Annotated in this window: 15 protein-coding genes and 1 tRNA gene; 8 read left to right on the top strand and 8 right to left on the bottom strand. The window is 39.8% G+C overall.

Annotated features, from left to right (window positions below; genetic code table 11):
- Window positions 1-512: 512 nt before the first annotated feature.
- Window positions 513-1,619 carry a glutamate 5-kinase gene (proB, locus tag PSH50_RS13400; protein ID WP_054983240.1) on the top strand — a complete coding sequence of 369 codons (1,107 nt, stop codon included), beginning with the start codon at window positions 513-515 and terminating at the stop codon, window positions 1,617-1,619.
- On the top strand, window positions 1,616-2,863 hold the full coding sequence (locus tag PSH50_RS13395) for a glutamate-5-semialdehyde dehydrogenase (RefSeq protein WP_064386646.1): 1,248 nt from the start codon (window positions 1,616-1,618) through the stop codon (window positions 2,861-2,863). Before proB ends, PSH50_RS13395 begins: the two co-directional genes overlap by 4 nt.
- Before the next feature lie 45 nt (window positions 2,864-2,908).
- On the opposite strand, the gene PSH50_RS13390 is transcribed toward PSH50_RS13395, so the two are convergent.
- From PSH50_RS13390 to PSH50_RS13375, 4 genes are all read right to left on the bottom strand, one after another.
- Window positions 2,909-5,134 carry an EAL domain-containing protein gene (locus PSH50_RS13390; RefSeq protein WP_273587548.1) on the bottom strand — a complete coding sequence of 742 codons (2,226 nt, stop codon included), beginning with the start codon at window positions 5,132-5,134 and terminating at the stop codon, window positions 2,909-2,911.
- 57 nt (window positions 5,135-5,191) lie between these two features.
- Window positions 5,192-8,410: an ATP-binding protein gene (locus PSH50_RS13385; RefSeq protein WP_273587547.1), complete on the bottom strand. Its 3,219-nt coding sequence runs from the start codon at window positions 8,408-8,410 to the stop codon at window positions 5,192-5,194.
- A complete protein-coding gene (locus PSH50_RS13380) occupies window positions 8,410-9,672 on the bottom strand; it encodes a PotD/PotF family extracellular solute-binding protein (RefSeq protein WP_264390641.1) in 1,263 nt (420 codons plus the stop codon). The genes PSH50_RS13385 and PSH50_RS13380 overlap by 1 nt, the downstream gene beginning before the upstream one ends.
- Window positions 9,673-9,826: 154 nt before the next feature.
- Window positions 9,827-9,902 (bottom strand) — tRNA-Ala (locus tag PSH50_RS13375).
- Between the two features lie 164 nt (window positions 9,903-10,066).
- Here PSH50_RS13375 and PSH50_RS13370 point away from each other — a divergent pair.
- Both PSH50_RS13370 and PSH50_RS13365 read left to right on the top strand, forming a co-directional pair.
- A complete protein-coding gene (locus PSH50_RS13370) occupies window positions 10,067-10,468 on the top strand; it encodes a hypothetical protein (protein WP_024031465.1) in 402 nt (133 codons plus the stop codon).
- A gap of 1 nt (window position 10,469) precedes the next feature.
- A complete protein-coding gene (locus PSH50_RS13365; protein ID WP_121638061.1) occupies window positions 10,470-10,970 on the top strand; it encodes a prolyl-tRNA synthetase associated domain-containing protein in 501 nt (166 codons plus the stop codon).
- Here the strand turns inward: PSH50_RS13365 and PSH50_RS13360 are convergent.
- A complete protein-coding gene (locus PSH50_RS13360; RefSeq protein ID WP_273587546.1) occupies window positions 10,937-12,082 on the bottom strand; it encodes an MFS transporter in 1,146 nt (381 codons plus the stop codon). The genes PSH50_RS13365 and PSH50_RS13360 overlap by 34 nt on opposite strands.
- Window positions 12,083-12,281: 199 nt before the next feature.
- Between PSH50_RS13360 and PSH50_RS13355 the strand changes: the two genes are divergently transcribed.
- The 4 genes from PSH50_RS13355 to PSH50_RS13340 all read left to right on the top strand — a co-directional run bounded on the left by PSH50_RS13355 (window position 12,282) and on the right by PSH50_RS13340 (window position 15,440).
- A complete protein-coding gene (locus PSH50_RS13355; RefSeq protein WP_004587650.1) occupies window positions 12,282-12,821 on the top strand; it encodes a DUF2058 domain-containing protein in 540 nt (179 codons plus the stop codon).
- Between the two features lie 160 nt (window positions 12,822-12,981).
- On the top strand, window positions 12,982-13,305 hold the full coding sequence (locus PSH50_RS13350; RefSeq protein WP_004587649.1) for a c-type cytochrome: 324 nt from the start codon (window positions 12,982-12,984) through the stop codon (window positions 13,303-13,305).
- A gap of 166 nt (window positions 13,306-13,471) precedes the next feature.
- The gene (locus PSH50_RS13345; protein ID WP_273587545.1) at window positions 13,472-14,239 is read left to right on the top strand and encodes a class II aldolase/adducin family protein; all 768 of its coding nucleotides are present in this window, start codon (window positions 13,472-13,474) and stop codon (window positions 14,237-14,239) included.
- Window positions 14,240-14,264: 25 nt separating this feature from the next.
- Window positions 14,265-15,440 (top strand): mandelate racemase/muconate lactonizing enzyme family protein, encoded by a 1,176-nt coding sequence (locus tag PSH50_RS13340; RefSeq protein ID WP_004587647.1) that lies wholly within the window; start codon window positions 14,265-14,267, stop codon window positions 15,438-15,440.
- Between the two features lie 139 nt (window positions 15,441-15,579).
- Here PSH50_RS13340 and PSH50_RS13335 read toward each other — a convergent pair whose 3' ends face one another.
- Genes PSH50_RS13335 through PSH50_RS13325 form a run of 3 tightly spaced genes read right to left on the bottom strand, consistent with a single transcriptional unit; the run spans window position 15,580 to window position 17,579 of the window.
- Window positions 15,580-15,951, bottom strand: coding sequence for a hypothetical protein (locus tag PSH50_RS13335; protein ID WP_273587544.1), 372 nt, complete (start codon window positions 15,949-15,951; stop codon window positions 15,580-15,582).
- A gap of 46 nt (window positions 15,952-15,997) precedes the next feature.
- Window positions 15,998-16,840: an amidohydrolase gene (locus tag PSH50_RS13330; protein ID WP_273587543.1), complete on the bottom strand. Its 843-nt coding sequence runs from the start codon at window positions 16,838-16,840 to the stop codon at window positions 15,998-16,000.
- 10 nt (window positions 16,841-16,850) lie between these two features.
- Window positions 16,851-17,579 (bottom strand): SDR family NAD(P)-dependent oxidoreductase, encoded by a 729-nt coding sequence (locus PSH50_RS13325; protein ID WP_121638058.1) that lies wholly within the window; start codon window positions 17,577-17,579, stop codon window positions 16,851-16,853.
- Window positions 17,580-17,581: the final 2 nt, after the last annotated feature.

The raw sequence follows: 17,581 nt of genomic DNA, 5'->3' as shown, positions 1-17,581 counted from the left end.
AATACTAGCGTCATATTTGCCCTGTAATAATAGATTTGTACGCTATTATTACCATTAATTAGTAGCTATTGTATTATTGAATATCTTGGTATGGTTTTTTCAAACAAGTTTATTTAAGCAATTAAGTAAATAAATGTTTGAGTTGAACTATTACTTTCAATGTTTAGCTCCCATCGTGGCGGCTAAATCTCGGTCCTTAAGTCATCACCCTATCTGTTGGTGTATCTGACTTTAGAGGCTCTATGTATGTTGTTAACAAAAAGGCCGCACACAGCTTTTTACAGCGATACATAAACAACACTTTTTATTTTTATATTTAATAGACCTCCATTTAATTTGGTTGGTGCTGTTTCATGTCTTTACAAATCTAAAAGCAATTTTAGGTCGTGTATTTGCGTGCGTTTAAAAAGTGTATAAACAAACAACCTATTCGAAATTGCGTATTTTATACGCAATTACCTAGTTTTAGTTCACACTATGTGAATGCAGATAAAATGGAAAGTTGAGATTTTATGCAAAAGTTAAATTGGCGTCGTATTGTTTTAAAAGTAGGTAGTGCATTGATTGCTCCAGAACAAGATGGGTGCCGTTCACGCTACTTATTAACCATTGCGCAATTTATTGTTCGCTGTCGTGCTCGTGGTATTGAAGTTATTTTAGTATCTTCAGGCTCAGTAGCTGCAGGCTCACACTTATTCCCATCTGACATTCCACGTTCAGTTGTGATGAAAAAGGCGATGGCAGCAGCAGGTCAAACTGAAATGATGGCTATGTGGGATCGCTTTTTCGATTTTCCATCAGCGCAATTATTATTAACCCATGGTGATTTACGTGACCGTGAGCGCTATGAAAGTATTCGCGAAACTATTTTTACTTTGTTAGAGCATGGTGTACTGCCTATCATTAACGAAAATGATGCTGTAACAACGGATGACTTAAAAGTAGGTGACAACGATAACTTATCAGCCATGGTAGCGGCGGCCGCTGATGCCGATGCATTAATGATTTTTTCTGATGTGGATGGTCTGTATGATAAAAACCCAAATTTGCACGACGATGCAGTTTTACTGCCTGAAATAAAATCAATTGATGAGTCTATTTATGCTATGGCAGGATGTGCTACAAGCTCTGTAGGAACCGGTGGCATGAAAACCAAAATTGAAGCTGCTGAAAAAGCAACGTCTCACGGTATTGCTACTTATATTATTAATGGCTTTAAAGAAGAAACCTTTAATAGATTATTGGCAGGTGACAACCCTGGTAGTGTTTTCCTTCCTTACGAAAAACCAATGCAAGAAGCTGTGCACTGGATGACGCATACAGCCAATGAGCAAGGTGAAGTAGTTGTAGATGGCTCGTTTGATGAGTCTCTTGAAGGTGAAAACGGTTGCATACGTGGCGACGAAATAATGGAAGTTCATGGTGAGTTTGCCATTGGCGATACCATTTTAGTTAGAAGCGAGGATGGCACACGTTTAGCAAAAGCCACCGCAAATTATAGTAGTTGTTTGTTAAGCTTTATTGCAGATAACGAGCAAAGTGAATTTAGCGAAAAAATGCAGGATTCTATTGGTCCTGTTATTTCAGAAAAAGATATCGCATTATTGGAGAAGTCATGAGTTTGATTACGGATATTTCACGCCAGGCAGCAAAAGCTGCAAACACACTTGCTTTACTCGACACCGAGACCAAAAACCAAGTGTTAACCGAAATGGCGGCAGCATTACGCGCAGAAAAAGCATTTATAATTAAAGAAAACGAAAGTGATTTAAGCGCAGCACGGGATAATAACTTAGCCGCTTCGATGATCGACCGCCTAACGCTTAACGATGAGCGCATTGAAGCAATGGCAGAGGGTATTGAAGTTATTGTAAGTTTAGATGATCCAGTCGGTCAGCTGCGCGACATTACAGAGCGCCCAAATGGCATTAAAATACGTAAAATGCGTGTGCCATTAGGTGTTGTATGTATGATTTACGAAGCGCGCCCTAATGTAACTGCGGATGCAGGCGCATTGTGTTTTAAATCGGGTAATGGTGTTATTTTACGCGGCGGTAAAGAAGCCCTTAAAAGCTCGCAAGCCATTGCGAGTGTAATGCACGGTGTACTTGAAAAACATAACTTACCTAAAGCGCTGATCTCAGTTATTCCTGATCCAGACCGTGCATTGCTTATGGAGCTAATGCAGCAACGCGAAAGTATTGATTTAATCATCCCACGTGGTGGCGAAGGCTTAATTAACTTTGTAACAGAAAACAGTACTATTCCTGTTATTCAGCACTTTAAAGGGGTGTGTCATTTATACGTAGATAAAGATGCCGACTTAGAGGTTGCACTTAATTTACTATTAAATGGTAAAACACAGCGCACAGGCGTATGTAATGCGCTTGAAGGGCTAGTGGTTCACCAAGACGTTGCTGATGAATTTTTAAATTTATGTGCTGTTGTATTGCGCCAAGAAGGTGTGAAAATTAATGCAGATGAGCAAGCCGCAAAATACTTCGATAATGCTACAGTACTTGCTGATAATGAATTTGGTGAAGAATATTTAGATTTAGAAATTGCTATTCGTGTAGTACCAAGCTTTAGTGCTGCTGTGGAGCATATTGCTCAATTTGGTTCAAACCACACTGAGGTTATTTGTACTAAAAACGATACTGCGGCTGAGCTTTTCCAACGCAGTGTTGATGCATCGGTAGTAATGGTAAATGCATCATCGCGTTTCTCAGATGGCTCGCAATTAGGGTTAGGTGCTGAAATTGGTATAGCTACAACTAAGCTACATGCTTATGGTCCTATGGGGCTTGAGTCACTTACAACTGAAAAGTATTTAGTTAACGGTGAAGGCCAAGTACGTAAGTAACGTACTTCACATATAAAAAACGCCGATTGTTTAATCGGCGTTTTTTTATGCATTTTGCAAAGTATGGTTTAGTTTTTCTAACCAGCTTTCTAATGGCTCAGGTCGGTGCAGATGGTACCCTTGTAGGATAACCTCAGGGTACTCTTGTAATAAGTCAAAGTGCGATTGATTCTCGACTCCTTCCGCTACCACTTCTAATTGAAACAACCTGCCAAGGCTGACAATCATATCAATAATTAATTTATCGTTGTTATCAGTGGGGGCTTCAAGCACAAATGAGCGATCTATTTTTAGCTCATGAATAGGTAACTGTTTTAAGTAGGTTAAACTTGAGTAGCCCGTGCCAAAGTCATCTATTGATACACGTACGCCCAGCTTTTTAAGGTAGTGTACGGCTTCAATGGCCGCTTCCATGTGATTAAGTAGCGTCCCTTCTATTATCTCAATGGTGAGTTGCTGAGGATTAATATCAACACTTTTAATTTGTTGGCTTATAAAGTTTAAAAATCGCGGTTCATGAAAATGTCGACCGCTTATATTTACCGAAATATTCAAACTTGGGTGGCTGTATTTAAGCTTGGTAAGTAAATTAAGTGCATTAGTCGTAACCCAGCAGTCTAATTCAAAAATAACATCAGATTCTTCAGCTATTGATATAAATTCACATGGGCTTATGAAGCCTTTTTGAGGGTGATCCCAGCGCAGCAGTATTTCTGCGCCTTTTAACGTTTGCTTACTATCAAATTGCGACTGCAAAAATATGGATAGCTCATTATGCGGAATGGCTTTTCTTAAGTCTTGTTCAATTTCAAAGCGTCGTTTAGCTTGCTCGCCAAATGTAGTATCAAAAAATGTAACTCTGTTTCCGCCTTTTTCTTTGGCTTTATAGCAGGCTGCTTCACAATTTCTGATTGTCTCAATAGCACTTTCCCATACATCGTCTCGAGGGAAAATATAAGTGCCTATACTAATTGTTAAGCTAACCTCTTGCCCATCAACGTCAAAAGGGCGGTTAACTGCGTTTAAAAGCTCTTGCGCTTTGTTTTCGGCGATTGATTGCGCACGTGTACGCCCAATTCCTTTATCTACGCTACATAAGGCGGCAAATTCATCACTGCCTAAGCGTGCGATAATATCTTTTTTATCTACATTGGCATGAATACGCTGAGCAAGCTCCTTTAAAATATTATCACCTGCTAAAAGCCCTAAGCCATCATTAATAGAGTGGAAGCTATCAATGTCGATAATATAAATATAGGCATATGTTTTATCGCTACTGCAATCTTGTAGTTGTTGTTCTAACTGTTTTAAAAAGCCATTACGATTAGGTAGCTTTGTAAGCTCATCATGCCAAGTTAGGTAATCTATGCGCTCTTGCGTTACCTTTACGCTTGAAATATCACTAAAAACGCCAATGTAGTGAATGTTGGTGTCTTGCTCGCTTTTTACCATGCTAAGTGTTAATAGCTCAGGGTATAGCTCGCCATTTTTTCTTCGGGTTACAAGTTCACCGCTCCAGTAGCCCGCTTCGTTAGCGTGCTTCCATACTTCATCAAAGCTAATACTTGGGTGATTATTTTGTTTTATCTCTTTTAAATCCATTTCCAACGATTCAGCTTCGCAATAGCCGGTAATTCTACAAAATGATGGATTAACAGCGATAATCTTGCCATCGCTATTAGTAATTACAACACCATCGGCGGTACTAGTAAGTGCCTGGTAAAATAACTTTTGCTTAGATGACAGCTGCTTTAGCTCTTCCTCGCGTTGGCTTAACTCTTTTGCAAGGGCTTCTATTTCGAGTAATTTGTCGTGTAAGTCAAAGTTTTTTTCGATAAGTCTGTCTAGCATGCCTTGTGCAGTAATGTGCGTACGTATGCGCGCTCTAACCAAAGCTAACTTGTAAGGTTTATGGATATAATCAATGGCACCCATTGCAAAGCCTTTCTCTTCAGACTCTACTTCAGTAAGTGCGGTGACAAAAATGATGGGAATGCCTTTGGTATTTTGCTTTGCTTTTAATCTTTTACATACTTCATAGCCATCCATGCCTGGCATCATAATATCGAGTAAAATTAAATCTGGGCGTGTGGATTCAACAAATACAAGCGCTTGTTCACCACTTGTTGAAATGCGTACATCGTAGTCTGCAAGTAGGCCCTCAACTAATACATGTAGGTTGCTAGGTTCATCATCAACAATGAGTATCAAAGGCTTTCGCGGTTGAGTTACTGCAGGTTGATTGTTGCCAGCGAGAAAGGTTGAATGCACACTAAATCCTTATTCTTTAATTACCCCTTAAAGTTAGTTTATAGTTGCCATAATTGTCTAGTTTTTATAGTTATTTCTGTATTTATCAATAAGTTTAATCACTAAAGCGTAGTTAAAGTTATCTATTGCCTCTTTTAGCTTGAATAATGGATGGGAATGATCGAATTTTTGAAGCGCAATTTCTCTAACTAATTTACTAGGAATAGGACGGGCAGATAACGCTAAAGAATAGATTTCATCAATTAATGTATCTGGATTTTGCCCAGAGCTCATAGCTTCTGGCTGATGATTATAAGAGTTTGTTACCAGTAGCTGTCTTACTGCATAAAGTGCTAAGGTCAATTGTTCTTTAAAAACACTAAGATCGGTGCATGCGTTACTGCTCAGTTCTAACTCTGCTTTTTTAGCGCTTTGCTCTAGTAGCTCTAACCCTAAGGTGCCGGCTAAGCCTTTTAAGTTATGCATCGCTCTAGCTAATGTTTTATGCTCATTATTTTTCAAGTGCTTTACAGCTACCTCCATAAAGTGGCTGTAATCGGTATTAAACTTAGTGAATATTGAATTAATGAGTTCATTATTATCTTCAAGATTAGACCGTGCTACATCGAGGTTTAATGTACTTAACGTATGGGTTTTTGTTAGATGCTTTTCTATGCTGTCACAAAGCAGACCAAATAATAACGGCTTGACTAAATAGTCATCCATGCCTGCTCGAATGGCGGCTTTTTTATCATTAGAAAATACAGCTGCAGTTACAGCAACAATAGGCGTTGTATAACCCCTTTGACGCAGTATACGTGTCGCTTCTAGGCCATCCATCACTGGCATTTGAATATCCATAAAAATAATATCAATCGTGTTTTCTTCTACTTTAATGAGTGCTTCCTCGCCATTACTTGCAGAGATAACAGTCATATTCATTTTAGTTAATAGTGCTTCAAGAATCTCTTGGTTTACAGGGTTATCATCTACTGCAAGTGCGGTGTAACCGGTAAACTGTGGGTAAGACTCTCCTTCTTTAAGCTGTGTTGAGTCGGGCAATAATAAACGCATTAACTGAGAATCAGTGTGAGTATTACCTATTGTTATAATATCAATATGATCGCTATCGGGGACTGCCTGCGGATGCTCTTGATCGTTAATGAGTAAAATAAGCAGTAGTTTGTGTTTATTTTTTTGTTTTTGTAAGTACAGTTGCTGCAAAATAAAATTATCTTTTAGTTCTTTGTGTGACAACGTCATGATCACAATATTAAAAGGGTTACTCGGTTGAGACATTTTTGCAATTGCACGTAGCGGCTCTTGGGTAATTTCTGCAGTAATATCAGCGCTACTTAATAACTTAGTGAGTGATTTTATTTGCTCAGTATCGGGAGTAATTAGTAAGGCATGCTTTTTAAGCGTTTCTTTGCTTGTCATTTTAAACGGTAGTGTAAAATAAAACTCACTCCCGACGTGGGGTGTGCTGCGTACTTGTATTTCGCCGCCTAGTAACTTGGTTAGTTGCTTACAAATAGTTAAACCTAATCCGGTGCCGCCATACTTACGTGTTGTACTGGAATCGCCTTGGTAGAACGAGTCAAAAATTGAGGCGGTTTGCTCTGGCGTCATGCCTATACCTGTATCTTTAATACCAAAGCGTAACTGTATTTGCTGCTCATCTTGTGTTGTGGCTTCAATTGTTACAGTTACTTCACCGCGATCTGTAAATTTAATGGCATTACCTACACAGTTATTGATAACTTGACTCAAGTGCAGTGGATCGCCCATCAGCTCAAGCCCTGAATCAACATGCAATACAAAATTAAGGCGCAACCCTTTTTGTTTCGCATTTACCGAAAATAAATTTTTTACATTAGAAACCACGGTATGCAAAGTAAAAGGGATTGATTCAAGCTTTACTTTGTCAGACTCAAGCTTTGAAAAGTCGAGTACGTTATTAAGTATTTGCAGTAAGTTTTGAGCACTTGAAAACGCTTTATCTGCATAGTGTTTTTGTTTTGCTGGAAGAGCGCTGCTTTGTAATAGCTGCAGCATACCTAAAATACCGTTCATTGGAGTGCGAAGCTCATGGCTCATATTAGCTACAAAGTCACCTTTCGCTTGGTTGGCATTTTTTGCTTGCGTGATGGCAAGTGTAAGCTCTTTGTTCATTAATTCCATTTTAGAATTAAGCGCTTGGGTTTCTGCTAGTAGCTCTTTTGTTTGTTTATTTTTTAAATACAGTGCATTAGCCGCGGTAATAACCGAGTTAATTTCATTTTGATGATGCTCATCACTATTTAGTGTTACTTGCTTTTCATTGCTCATATCATTTAACAGCTTAGTTAATTTCGCAATGGGCTTAATGACAGAGTTAAATATAAAAAAGGTAATTACTATTATGATAACAGTGATCAGCGCGGCAAAAAGGTTGGCCATTTCGGTACTTTTTAATACGTGGTCTCTTAGCTGCTGCTCGGTCTGGGTGAGCTTTTGCTTCTCTACATCCCTTATTTTTTCGGCTAGGTAAAGCAGCTCGTTTTCTATTCCTGTTAAAACTACATTTATCGAAAACGTATAGCTGCGGGTTAAAATAACTAATTGGCTATACGCTTGCTCAAGCTCGTCAGTATTATTAAGTAGGTTAACATTAGCGGTTTCAATACTCGCCAGTAGGGTATTTAAGTGTGCTAGGTTATCTTGCACATTTTGTGCTTCATCATAATTTGGCTTGTGTAAATAATTGGTTGTTGCTTGTTCTATATTGCTAATAGTTAAAAGGGTATTCACTATTTTATTTTGCTTGCTGGTTAGCGTGTTCTTTTTAAGCTCATTAAGTTGTGCTTTTAGCGCTTCAATAGGTTGTTTGAACTGTGTAATGTACAGCTGCTCTCGTTTGGTTCTATTAACGACTACACGTTTAAATGTATCTTGGTAATTATTTAAGTACTCGTTTAGGCGCTTTACCTTATTTTGGTAACTTTCATCATACTCGTTTAAATTTTCACTTAGCGTGTCTAAATTCATTTTTGCAGCATTTAAGTGCATATTAAACTTTTCAATGGTATTGCTATTAGCATGATCTAGATAAGCAATGGCTTGGCTTTGTAAAGAAATCACATCGTTTTCTAAACGGGTAACGGACTCGCTTTGTAATAAAGCTTTGTGCTGCGCATTTTGCAGCTCAAAAAGTGATTTTTGCGAATAATTGAATAGGTAACTTTGCAAAATTAATAAAGTAATTAATACGCATAGAGCAATTATTATTTTTGATTTTATTGAACGGGTTATCATTATCTGCTTATTAACTCATACCATTTTTGCAAGCTGTAATCGTAAGTCGGCATAACGCTATTCCAAACAGCTACATTGCTTAAGCGTTTTAAATAGCTACCACCATTTCGCTGCTCGCCGGCTTTTACTGCGACTTGTTTTTGGGTGTTTAGTAAGTCAACCGTAGTGGGCTTGCCTAAGTACCAGTAATTCCATTCACTTGGTGAAAGCATTGCTTTTGAGCGCTGTGGATTACTAATGTAATACCCTTGGCGAGCAATAAATGCGCCGGCCCAACCCGAAAGCCACCAGTTCATGTAATCGTATGCGGCATCTTTTTGGTTATTATTAACCTGTGACGATAAGCACATTACCCCATGCCAGCCACGGTAGCCCTCTTTTGGAGCGGCAAATCGCACGTTAACATTTTGACTATTGAGCGCGGACACAGCGGGGGAAAACATACTTTCTATGTGCACGCGTTGGCTTTTCATAAATTCAACAGACTCTGGCACCGAGTTCCAATAACCTGCAAAATGCCCTTGGCGTTTATAGTCAATTAAAATACTAAATAAACGGTCAAGCTCGGAGCGAGTAATCGCACCAATATCTTTAAATGTTATTAACCCTTTGCTTTGTGCTGCCAAGGCAAGGTCAAATAAGCCAATTGTGGGTGCATTTACAATACCTACTTTACCTCGGTGGGCATCATCAAGTAACCAGCCCCAGCTTTCAGTTTCGTAGGCAATACCAGGTTTTATTTTGGCGGTGTTATAGCCAAAAGAGTCAACATTATGTACATAAGGTAAAAAGCTAATGTAATCGCTTTCGTTTGCGCTTAGTGTGCCGTCCTCTTGTACGTTGAGTAATTTATAAGGGGCGTCGCCTGCACCTAATTTTGCATCGGGAGTGAGTTTCCCTGTTTTGGTAAGAGAATTTATTTCATTAAAGTAGGTTAGCCGTTTTTTTTCTATGGGCTGAATAGACCCCGCCCGCCAAAGCACATTTATACTGTTTGACCATTGCTCATATAAATCAAATGAGCCAGGGTCCATGGAGGCTTTTTGTAATACGGCAGCACTACCTGCAGGGGAAAATTCTATATTTATGCCTAAATCAAGCATTGCTTGTTTACGAATGGCTTCTTGTAGCGTTACATGTGTTCCTAAGACTCTTAGGGTTACTTTTTTTCGGGCAAACACATATGGTACATGTGTAACTACACCCGCGGTTAAACCGATGACAGCGAGCTTTTTTAACGTGGTGCGTTTAGGGGTATCCATTGTTTAAGCCAAAAGTATGATTGCTACAGATGAGATAATTTATAGCCAACAAAGACTAAACAAACAAGGAATGGGCAAATATAAAAGTTATTTTGTAGAAGATAAAAGAATAATAAGACGATGAAAAATAGGAAGTAATAGAAGAGTAGGAAAGTGGTGGAGCTAAGCAGGATCGAACTGCTGACCTCCTGCGTGCAAGGCAGGCGCTCTCCCAGCTGAGCTATAGCCCCACATTCCTAAATTACATAGTTGTAATTACTTGGCTGCTGAGTTCCAAGCGGGGTGAACTTTAAATATTTTTATAAATTTGGTCAAGTATTTTTTAGCAATATTTAACTGTTATCGTTTATTTTTGATAGACTCGAGAAAAATACCTCGCGAAACGACAAAAACAATGAAAAAAAGTATCTGTATACTTGCTTTGCTACTTGCAGGGTGTGCAAGTAATGAAGCGCCTCCTTATGAAATAAATAACAAGCAGTTTTATGAGAACGTGGATGAGCAAGGTAACAAAATATTTGCTTATGTTGTATCGGTAAAGGCTGAGCATCGCAGTAACATAAACTTAAATAACGGCGGGCGAGGCGAAAAAAGACCGAGCCGCTCTGATGTAAAACGTTACATAGAACAAGAACACTTCGAAGACTCTAGTGTGTTAAAACTTAAGCTTGAGGATGAAGCCGTCAGGTTTTTAAACGAAACCCTTAGTGAAAATAACTATTGTGAAAATAAACACGAAATTACACAAGTACTATGGCGTGACTTAAGTGTGCAGCTAAGAGGGCGTTGTTTGTAGTATGTTGGCCGATAAAGCAAAGCTTGCGCAGTTGTTAGCGCAATTAGGTATAAATTACGATGTAATAGAACACCCTGCGTTACATACCAGTTTAGATGCTGATGCATTTATGGTGGAGCGCCCAGGTACGCGACTTAAAAACTTGTTTTTGCGTGATAACGAGGGCAAAAAGCACTTTTTAGTAATTACCGCACACGACAAACAGCTCGATTTAAAAACCCTATCTAAGCAACAGGGGCTTTCTCGGTTGGGGTTTGCCTCTAGCGAGCGGTTAGCACGTTATTTAAAAGTGGCGCCCGGGTGTGTGTCTATGCTTGCTTTAGCAAACGATAAACAAAGCAATGTTACTTTGTGGCTTGATCAAGATATTTGGTTTAACGAGCTGTATCATTGTCACCCGTTTGAAAACACCCAAACTTGGCTGCTTTCAAAAAATGATTTAAATACCTTTTTTGAGCATACAGGGCATCAGCCTCGGGTAATGTTTTTACCTTCTCGATAGCCTAAAGTGACTAAGACTAAACCAATAAAACACACACTCAGTAAGCAAAGCATAAATGCAGTTTGCCCTGAGTGTTGATAAACAATACCAGGCAATAACGAGCCCAGTGCCCCGCCACTATAATAAAACGATACATACCCGCCATTTGTTACACTTGCAGGCGCTTTGCTAATCTTGTTAACAAGCGGAGCAGCGCTTGAGTGTATAATAAACATAGCAGCACAAAATAACGTAAACGCGATTAAAAATACACTCAGTTGCTGGCTTAAAAGTAATACAATGCTTAAGTTATACACGATAAAAACCGCAGCAAGTAAATGCCAAGCTGAAGGCACTTTTTTAGCAAGCCAAGGTGTTGCAATAGATGCTAAAGCACCGATTAAGTAGCCGCTGTACACTAAGCCAATATCGCGTGTGTTTGTAATTAAAAAGGTGTTTTGCAAAATAAACGGTAGGTAATTTAATAAGGCTGCAAAGCAAAAAAACATACAAAAAACGGCGCCATACAATTTTAGTACTGCCGCATCTTTTAGCTGCTTAATATATGTTAACGGCGTAAGCGCTGATTGATTAGATACCACAAAGCCCGTGGGCTTTATACTGATAGCCAGGCCAATAAGCACAATCGAAATAACATAATAAAAACTTTGCCAATGCCATACATCACTAAATAAAGCGGCCAATACTCGGCCAAAGTAGCCCCCAGCTATGGTACTGCCTATGTATAAGGTCATATTTTTTTGTAAGGCATCTGCGCTGTAACGTATACCAATAAAGCTTGTCATCGCGGTAAGCGCGGCAGGTAAGGTTAAGCCTTGTATAAAACGCACCAAAAGTAATAGCTCAAAACTTGGCGCTACTGTAAACAGTATGCAGCTCACTCCTAAAATAAACATAGCAATACGTAAAATAATAAGCGGGTTTTGCTTGGCTAAAAATAGCCCATAAACCAAAGGTGCAATTGCTAAAGGCAGCATGGTTACGCTCATTAAGCTGCCGGCAAGCGCAGGGGAGACGTTAAATTCGCTAGCAAATAAGCTCAATAAAGGCTGAGGTGCGTACAGCACAAAAAATATAAACACCGAGCAAATAAGTAAGTGAGCAAAACGCATTGTAGGGCTTAAAACATAAGCTGATAAGTTAGCCAAAGTATATGAAAAATGGCTTATATTTCATAGGTTAAATCATTAACAATTGCGCTAAATCAAAGTGTATATTCAGCCCTTTGCTAGATTAATGCTAATAGCACTGTTATTTGTACTCGTTGGTGATTAAAATAAACCTAATATAAGTTTTTAGTGGAACAAAGCCATGGGTTCATTACAAGACCAATTGCTGCAAGCAGGGTTAACAACATCGCACAAAGCTAAAGTTGCTAAGTCAGAAAAACGTAAGCAACAAAAAAAGCAAAAAAAAGGGGCTACCAGTAACCCAAGCGATCTGCAAAAGCACATACAGCAAACTAAATTAGAGCAGCAAAAAAAGGCTGAAGAACTTAACCAGTCGCGCCAAGAAGAGCTTAAGCAACGTGAGCAAGTTGCTCGTGTTAAGCAAATACTTGAGCACCATAACCAAGACTCTATCCGCGGTGAGCGTACCTTTAATTTTACTTACGATAACAAAGTAAAAGGGATAGACGTAAACGAGAAAACCCAAAAAGCGTTATCGGGTGGTCGTTTAGCTATTTGTGTACTGGAAGGGCAGTTTTACGTACTCGATGATGAGCCGGCGCGTAAAGTCGCAGAAGTTGATGAAAAGTACATTGTTTTTCATGTTGAACCTGAAAACAAACCAAAAGATGAAGACGACCCATATGCAGACTTTGAAGTACCAGATGATTTAGTATGGTAAGTGTCTGTTCAGTATTGTTTGCTAAAGTTAACAACAATGGCTGAAAACGTAGTCGTGTTTGTTTGATCGCCTAACGTAAATTGATACGTATGCTTTTTACTAGATTGTTTACTACAATCAATAGACTATTTTCTAACCGTCAAAAAGAAGAGTGAATATAATGAGCAAGATGAAAGCACTAATAGTAGGCGCGGGTATTAGTTTAGCCGCAAGTTTTTCGTTTAACGCCGCCGCTGCTGATGGCGAAGCCCTTTACACCCAAAAAATGTGTCAAACATGTCACGGTGCAGAAGGTAAAGCACCTATTATGGGCGCATACCCTAAAATTAATGGTCAAAACAAAGACTATTTAGTGGCCCAAATGAAAGATATTAAATCGGGCGCGCGTAGCAATGGTATGACTGCCGCAATGAAAGCAATGGTTGCAACGGTAACGGACGAAGAGTTTGAAGCAATTGCTGACTACCTTTCAAAGGTAAAATAAAGCACCGCGTTTAAAAACGTATTATCGTTTTAAATTAAAGCGCAGCGTAAACAGCCACACAATTGTGTGGCTGTTTTGTTTGTGTTTGCTATAAAATTAATACTGCTTTAGACTTCTAAACATCTATTCGTACTTGAGTTGTTGTACGTATTTTAAAAGGCTGATTATGATTGATTTACCCCAACTAGATTTAAAAAATAAAGTGTCGGAGCAAGAGTGGCAATTGCGCGTAGATTTAGCAGCTTGCTACCGATTAGTAGAGCATTTTCGTTGGGGGGATTTAATATACACGCATTTATCGGCACGTTTACCTGGCACTGATCACTACCTTGTAAATGCGTTTGGCTTAACGTTTGACGAAGTAACTGCATCAAACCTGGTAAAGGTTGATTTGCACGGCAATATTATTGACGACACCCCCTTTAGCATTAACCCAGCAGGTTTTACTATTCATAGCGCAATTCACGAAGTGCGTGAAGATGCTCATTGTGTTATTCACTTACATACAAAAGAAACCATTGCCGTTGCTACACAAAAAAATGGCCTATTGCCACTAAGCCAATACTCTATGTTTTCGCTCCCTTCGCTGTCGTACCATGGCTATGAAGGGCTGGCTGTAAATGATGACGAGCGCAAAGTATTACAAGAGGATTTAGGCAATACCAATCATATGCTATTGGTAAATCATGGTGGTTTAACCGTAGGTCCAACCGTAGGCGATGCCTTTATGCGTTTTTATGACTTGCAACGTGCCTGCGAAATTCAGCTTGCATTACAAGCCAGCTCACAAGAGGTTATTCCGGTGCCGCAGCCAATTATCGACAATATTTATAACCAAGCTAATGTGGTACATAGCGGCAGCACAGGTGGGCAATTAGCGTGGCCTGCCATGCTGCGAAAAGCGTACCGACTTGATCCCAGTTTTGCACAATAGCCTGCGTGGCTAATAAGGAATTTTAATGAAAGTAAATCGCGTAGAAGTATTTGATATTCATTGCCCAGAGCGTCCAGCTTGGACGCCGGTTTTTGTACGTATTCATACCGATGAAGGTATTAGTGGTGTAGGTGAGGCTGGTTTGGCTTACGATTTAGGCCACAGCGCAGCAGCAGCAATGATAAAAGAAATGGCTGATGCTTTTTTAATTGGGCACGACCCGTTTCAAACCGAAAAGTTATGGTCGCGTATGTTACGCGAAAGCTTTTGGGGTTTAGGTGGCGGCCCTGTTGTTTATGCAGCAATGAGCGCCATAGATACAGCACTTTGGGATATAAAAGGTAAAGCACTTGGTTTACCGGTATACCAATTACTAGGCGGTAAAGTAAACGATAAGCTGCGTACTTACGCATCGCAGCTACAGTTTGATTGGGACAGCGAATTTAAAGCGTTAGTACAACCGCAAGAATACGCAGAAGCGGCGTTAAAAGCGATTGGCGAAGGTTATGATGCAGTAAAAGTGGACCCTATCCAATACGATAAAGACGGCAATACGTATTACGACCGTACTAAAATAATTTCTCGTGGTGAAATGAAGCTATACCGTGCTCGTATGCAAGCTATACGTGAAGCAGTTGGTGATGAAGTGGATATTATTTTTGAATGCCACAGCTTACCTGGCGCAACCTCTGCTATACAAATTGGTGAAATAGCCGAAGAGTTTGATTGCATGTACTACGAGGAGCCAGTTAACTACTTAAACCATTCTTTACATGCAAAAGTAGCAGATAAAGTGGCAGTGCCGATTGCAGGCGGTGAGCGTTTATACAACCGCTGGGGTGTGCGCCCTTATTTAGAAGATCAAAGCATTGATGTACTTCAACCCGATATCGGTTTATGTGGTGGCTTTACTGAAACTAAAAAAGTGTGTGACTACGCCGATATTTTTGATGTGCGAATTCAGGCGCATGTATGTGGCGGGCCAGTTGCCACTGCCGCGTCGTTACATTTAGAAACCGCCATTCCTAACTTTTTGATTCATGAGCATCATACTTATGCCATTAAAAAGTGGAACCGAGAGCTGTGCTTACAAGATCCACAACCAAAAAATGGCTTTTTTGAAGTATCAGAAGAGCCAGGCTTAGGCATTGAATTAAATGATGAGATTGTTATGCGCTCGCAACGTGTAGAAATTAAATAATTTAAGCTTTATTTAAAGAGCGTTATTTAAATACTATTGTTTAAAGTAAAAACCGGTAAGTGATAGCTCACTTACCGGCTTTTTTATAGCTGTGTTTCTCTAATACCGATGAGCAATACCATTTGAATAGTTAGTGAGTTTAATTGGCAAGATTAATTGTACACGTAACGCCTTTTATCTCAGCGGTGGCTTTACTATCAAGGTGGCGTATATAGCAGCGATTATTGTTTATCATTAACTCAAATTGATCGGGAAAGTTAAGCTGGTGATTGGGCTTTATATCGCTACGGTTTGTGTTTTTAAGAGTAAAGGTACTGGTGTGAATAAAGATATCGTCAGCAAGCGTTACGTTTTTTATATGCATTAAGCGCTCTATAACACGCTCTACCGCTTGGCTATTTGGCTCGGTAAGTAAGGCGTGGTGCAGCTTAGGAGTAGGCTGCGTGTTAGATGCGCAACCACTTAAAATAGTTAAGATGCCAAGGGCTGATAATTGCGAATGTAATGTCATAGTCATTGCCGCATTTACGTAAGTGGTTAAATTTAATATAGCTTAACTAGGGTATGTTATAAAAATGCTTAGCATTTGCGTAGCTAAGGTTGTGCCATATTTTATTTGTTTTACACAAGGCTTGATGGCTATGCCAAACATCATTATAGCTTGCGTTAATTTGGCAAACCGGAAAGTTACTCGCAAACATAATGCGCTGCTCGCCAAAGTACGAGAGCATAGTTTCAAAACAATCTTGTTGCTGTTGTAAATTCAACGCTAAAAGCTCAAAACCCGAAAACTTAATCGCTATATTATTGTGCGCACTTAGCATGCGAATGCTTTGCTGCCAGTTATTAATATTATTAGGTAGGCCGCCATGGTTTATTATTATTTTTAGCTGAGGCAGCGCCTTAGCGTAACTAGCAAGCTGAGCGGCTATTGCAGTATTTTCAAGCTCAAACTGGGCTTCATAATGCAGCCCTTGCTGGCAAAGGGTTTGCAAATTACTAAAGCACACTGGGTTTAATAATCGCTGTGCGTCTGCGCCTTCGGTGATATCCCGTATGCCTATTAAATGGGGGTGGGCAAGGGCGTTTATTGCTTTTGCAAATTGCACAGGTGCGCAATCTAACTGAGCGTAACTAATGGCTTTAAAGGGAAGCTTTTTTAAATGCGCCGTTAGCCAATTAAGTTCGTTAATGGGGGCGTTGTTATCAAAACCAGCCTCTACATGTACTATGCCGGCGAGGGTAAAGTCGCTGCTCTCTAGTAGCTCTTTTTCGCTAATAGGTTGTTTTATTAACTCTAAATTTGGCCATGCTGGTGGGTTTTCGCCTTGCAGCCAAGTATATTGCCCCTCGGCAAGGTTAAAAAAATGCACGTGGGGGTCAATAATTTTCAGGCTCATTGGCATGTGCTCATTGTGTGGTATAGCCGCCATCAATATGTTGTAGGCTACCGGTTATAAAGCTTGCATCATCACTTGCTAAAAAGCTAACTAACGCGGCAACTTCATCAGCTTGTCCTAAGCGGTTTAGCGGTTGAAGGCTTGCTTCTTCTGCCACTATATCAGCCTTGTTAGCCCCACTTTTTTTACAATAAGCATCTATCGCGTTGTGAAATAGAGGGGTTTCTATTGTCCCTGGGCATACCGCATTCGCGCGAATATTAAATTGGGCGTAGTCAAGCGCTGTGGTTTTTGCCATAGAAGCAAGAGCATGTTTTGTCAGGTTGTAGGCAAACGAGTTAGGCTTACCAATTATTGCCTGATCTGAGGCTATTAAAATAATGGCGCCATTGTTTTGCGCTTTCATGCTGGGTAGTACACTTTGTACAGCCGCATAGGCCCCTTTAACGTTCAATGCAAATAATGCATCGAAAGTGTGCTCATCGGTATCCTCAATGCTAGCACTGAGGTGTTTACCAGCGTTAGAAACAAGTACATCTATGCGTGAGCTTTGTTTACAAATGGCCGTAATACAGGCTTTTACAGCACTAACATTACTCACATCGCATTGGTGAAAAACCCCCAGCTCGCTGTACTCAATATCCAGATTGTGCACCGTGTAGCCATTTTCAATAAAGCGTTTTACAACCGCTAATCCAATGCCTTTTGTACCGCCTGTAACAATAGCAACCTTAGACATAC

Origin of the sequence: Pseudoalteromonas sp. Angola-7, from assembly GCF_028599255.1 — a bacterium.
Taxonomy (GTDB): Bacteria; Pseudomonadota; Gammaproteobacteria; order Enterobacterales; family Alteromonadaceae; genus Pseudoalteromonas; species Pseudoalteromonas atlantica.
The sequence above is the reverse complement of the archived record's forward strand: the minus strand, read 5'-3'. Positions and strand labels throughout refer to the sequence as shown.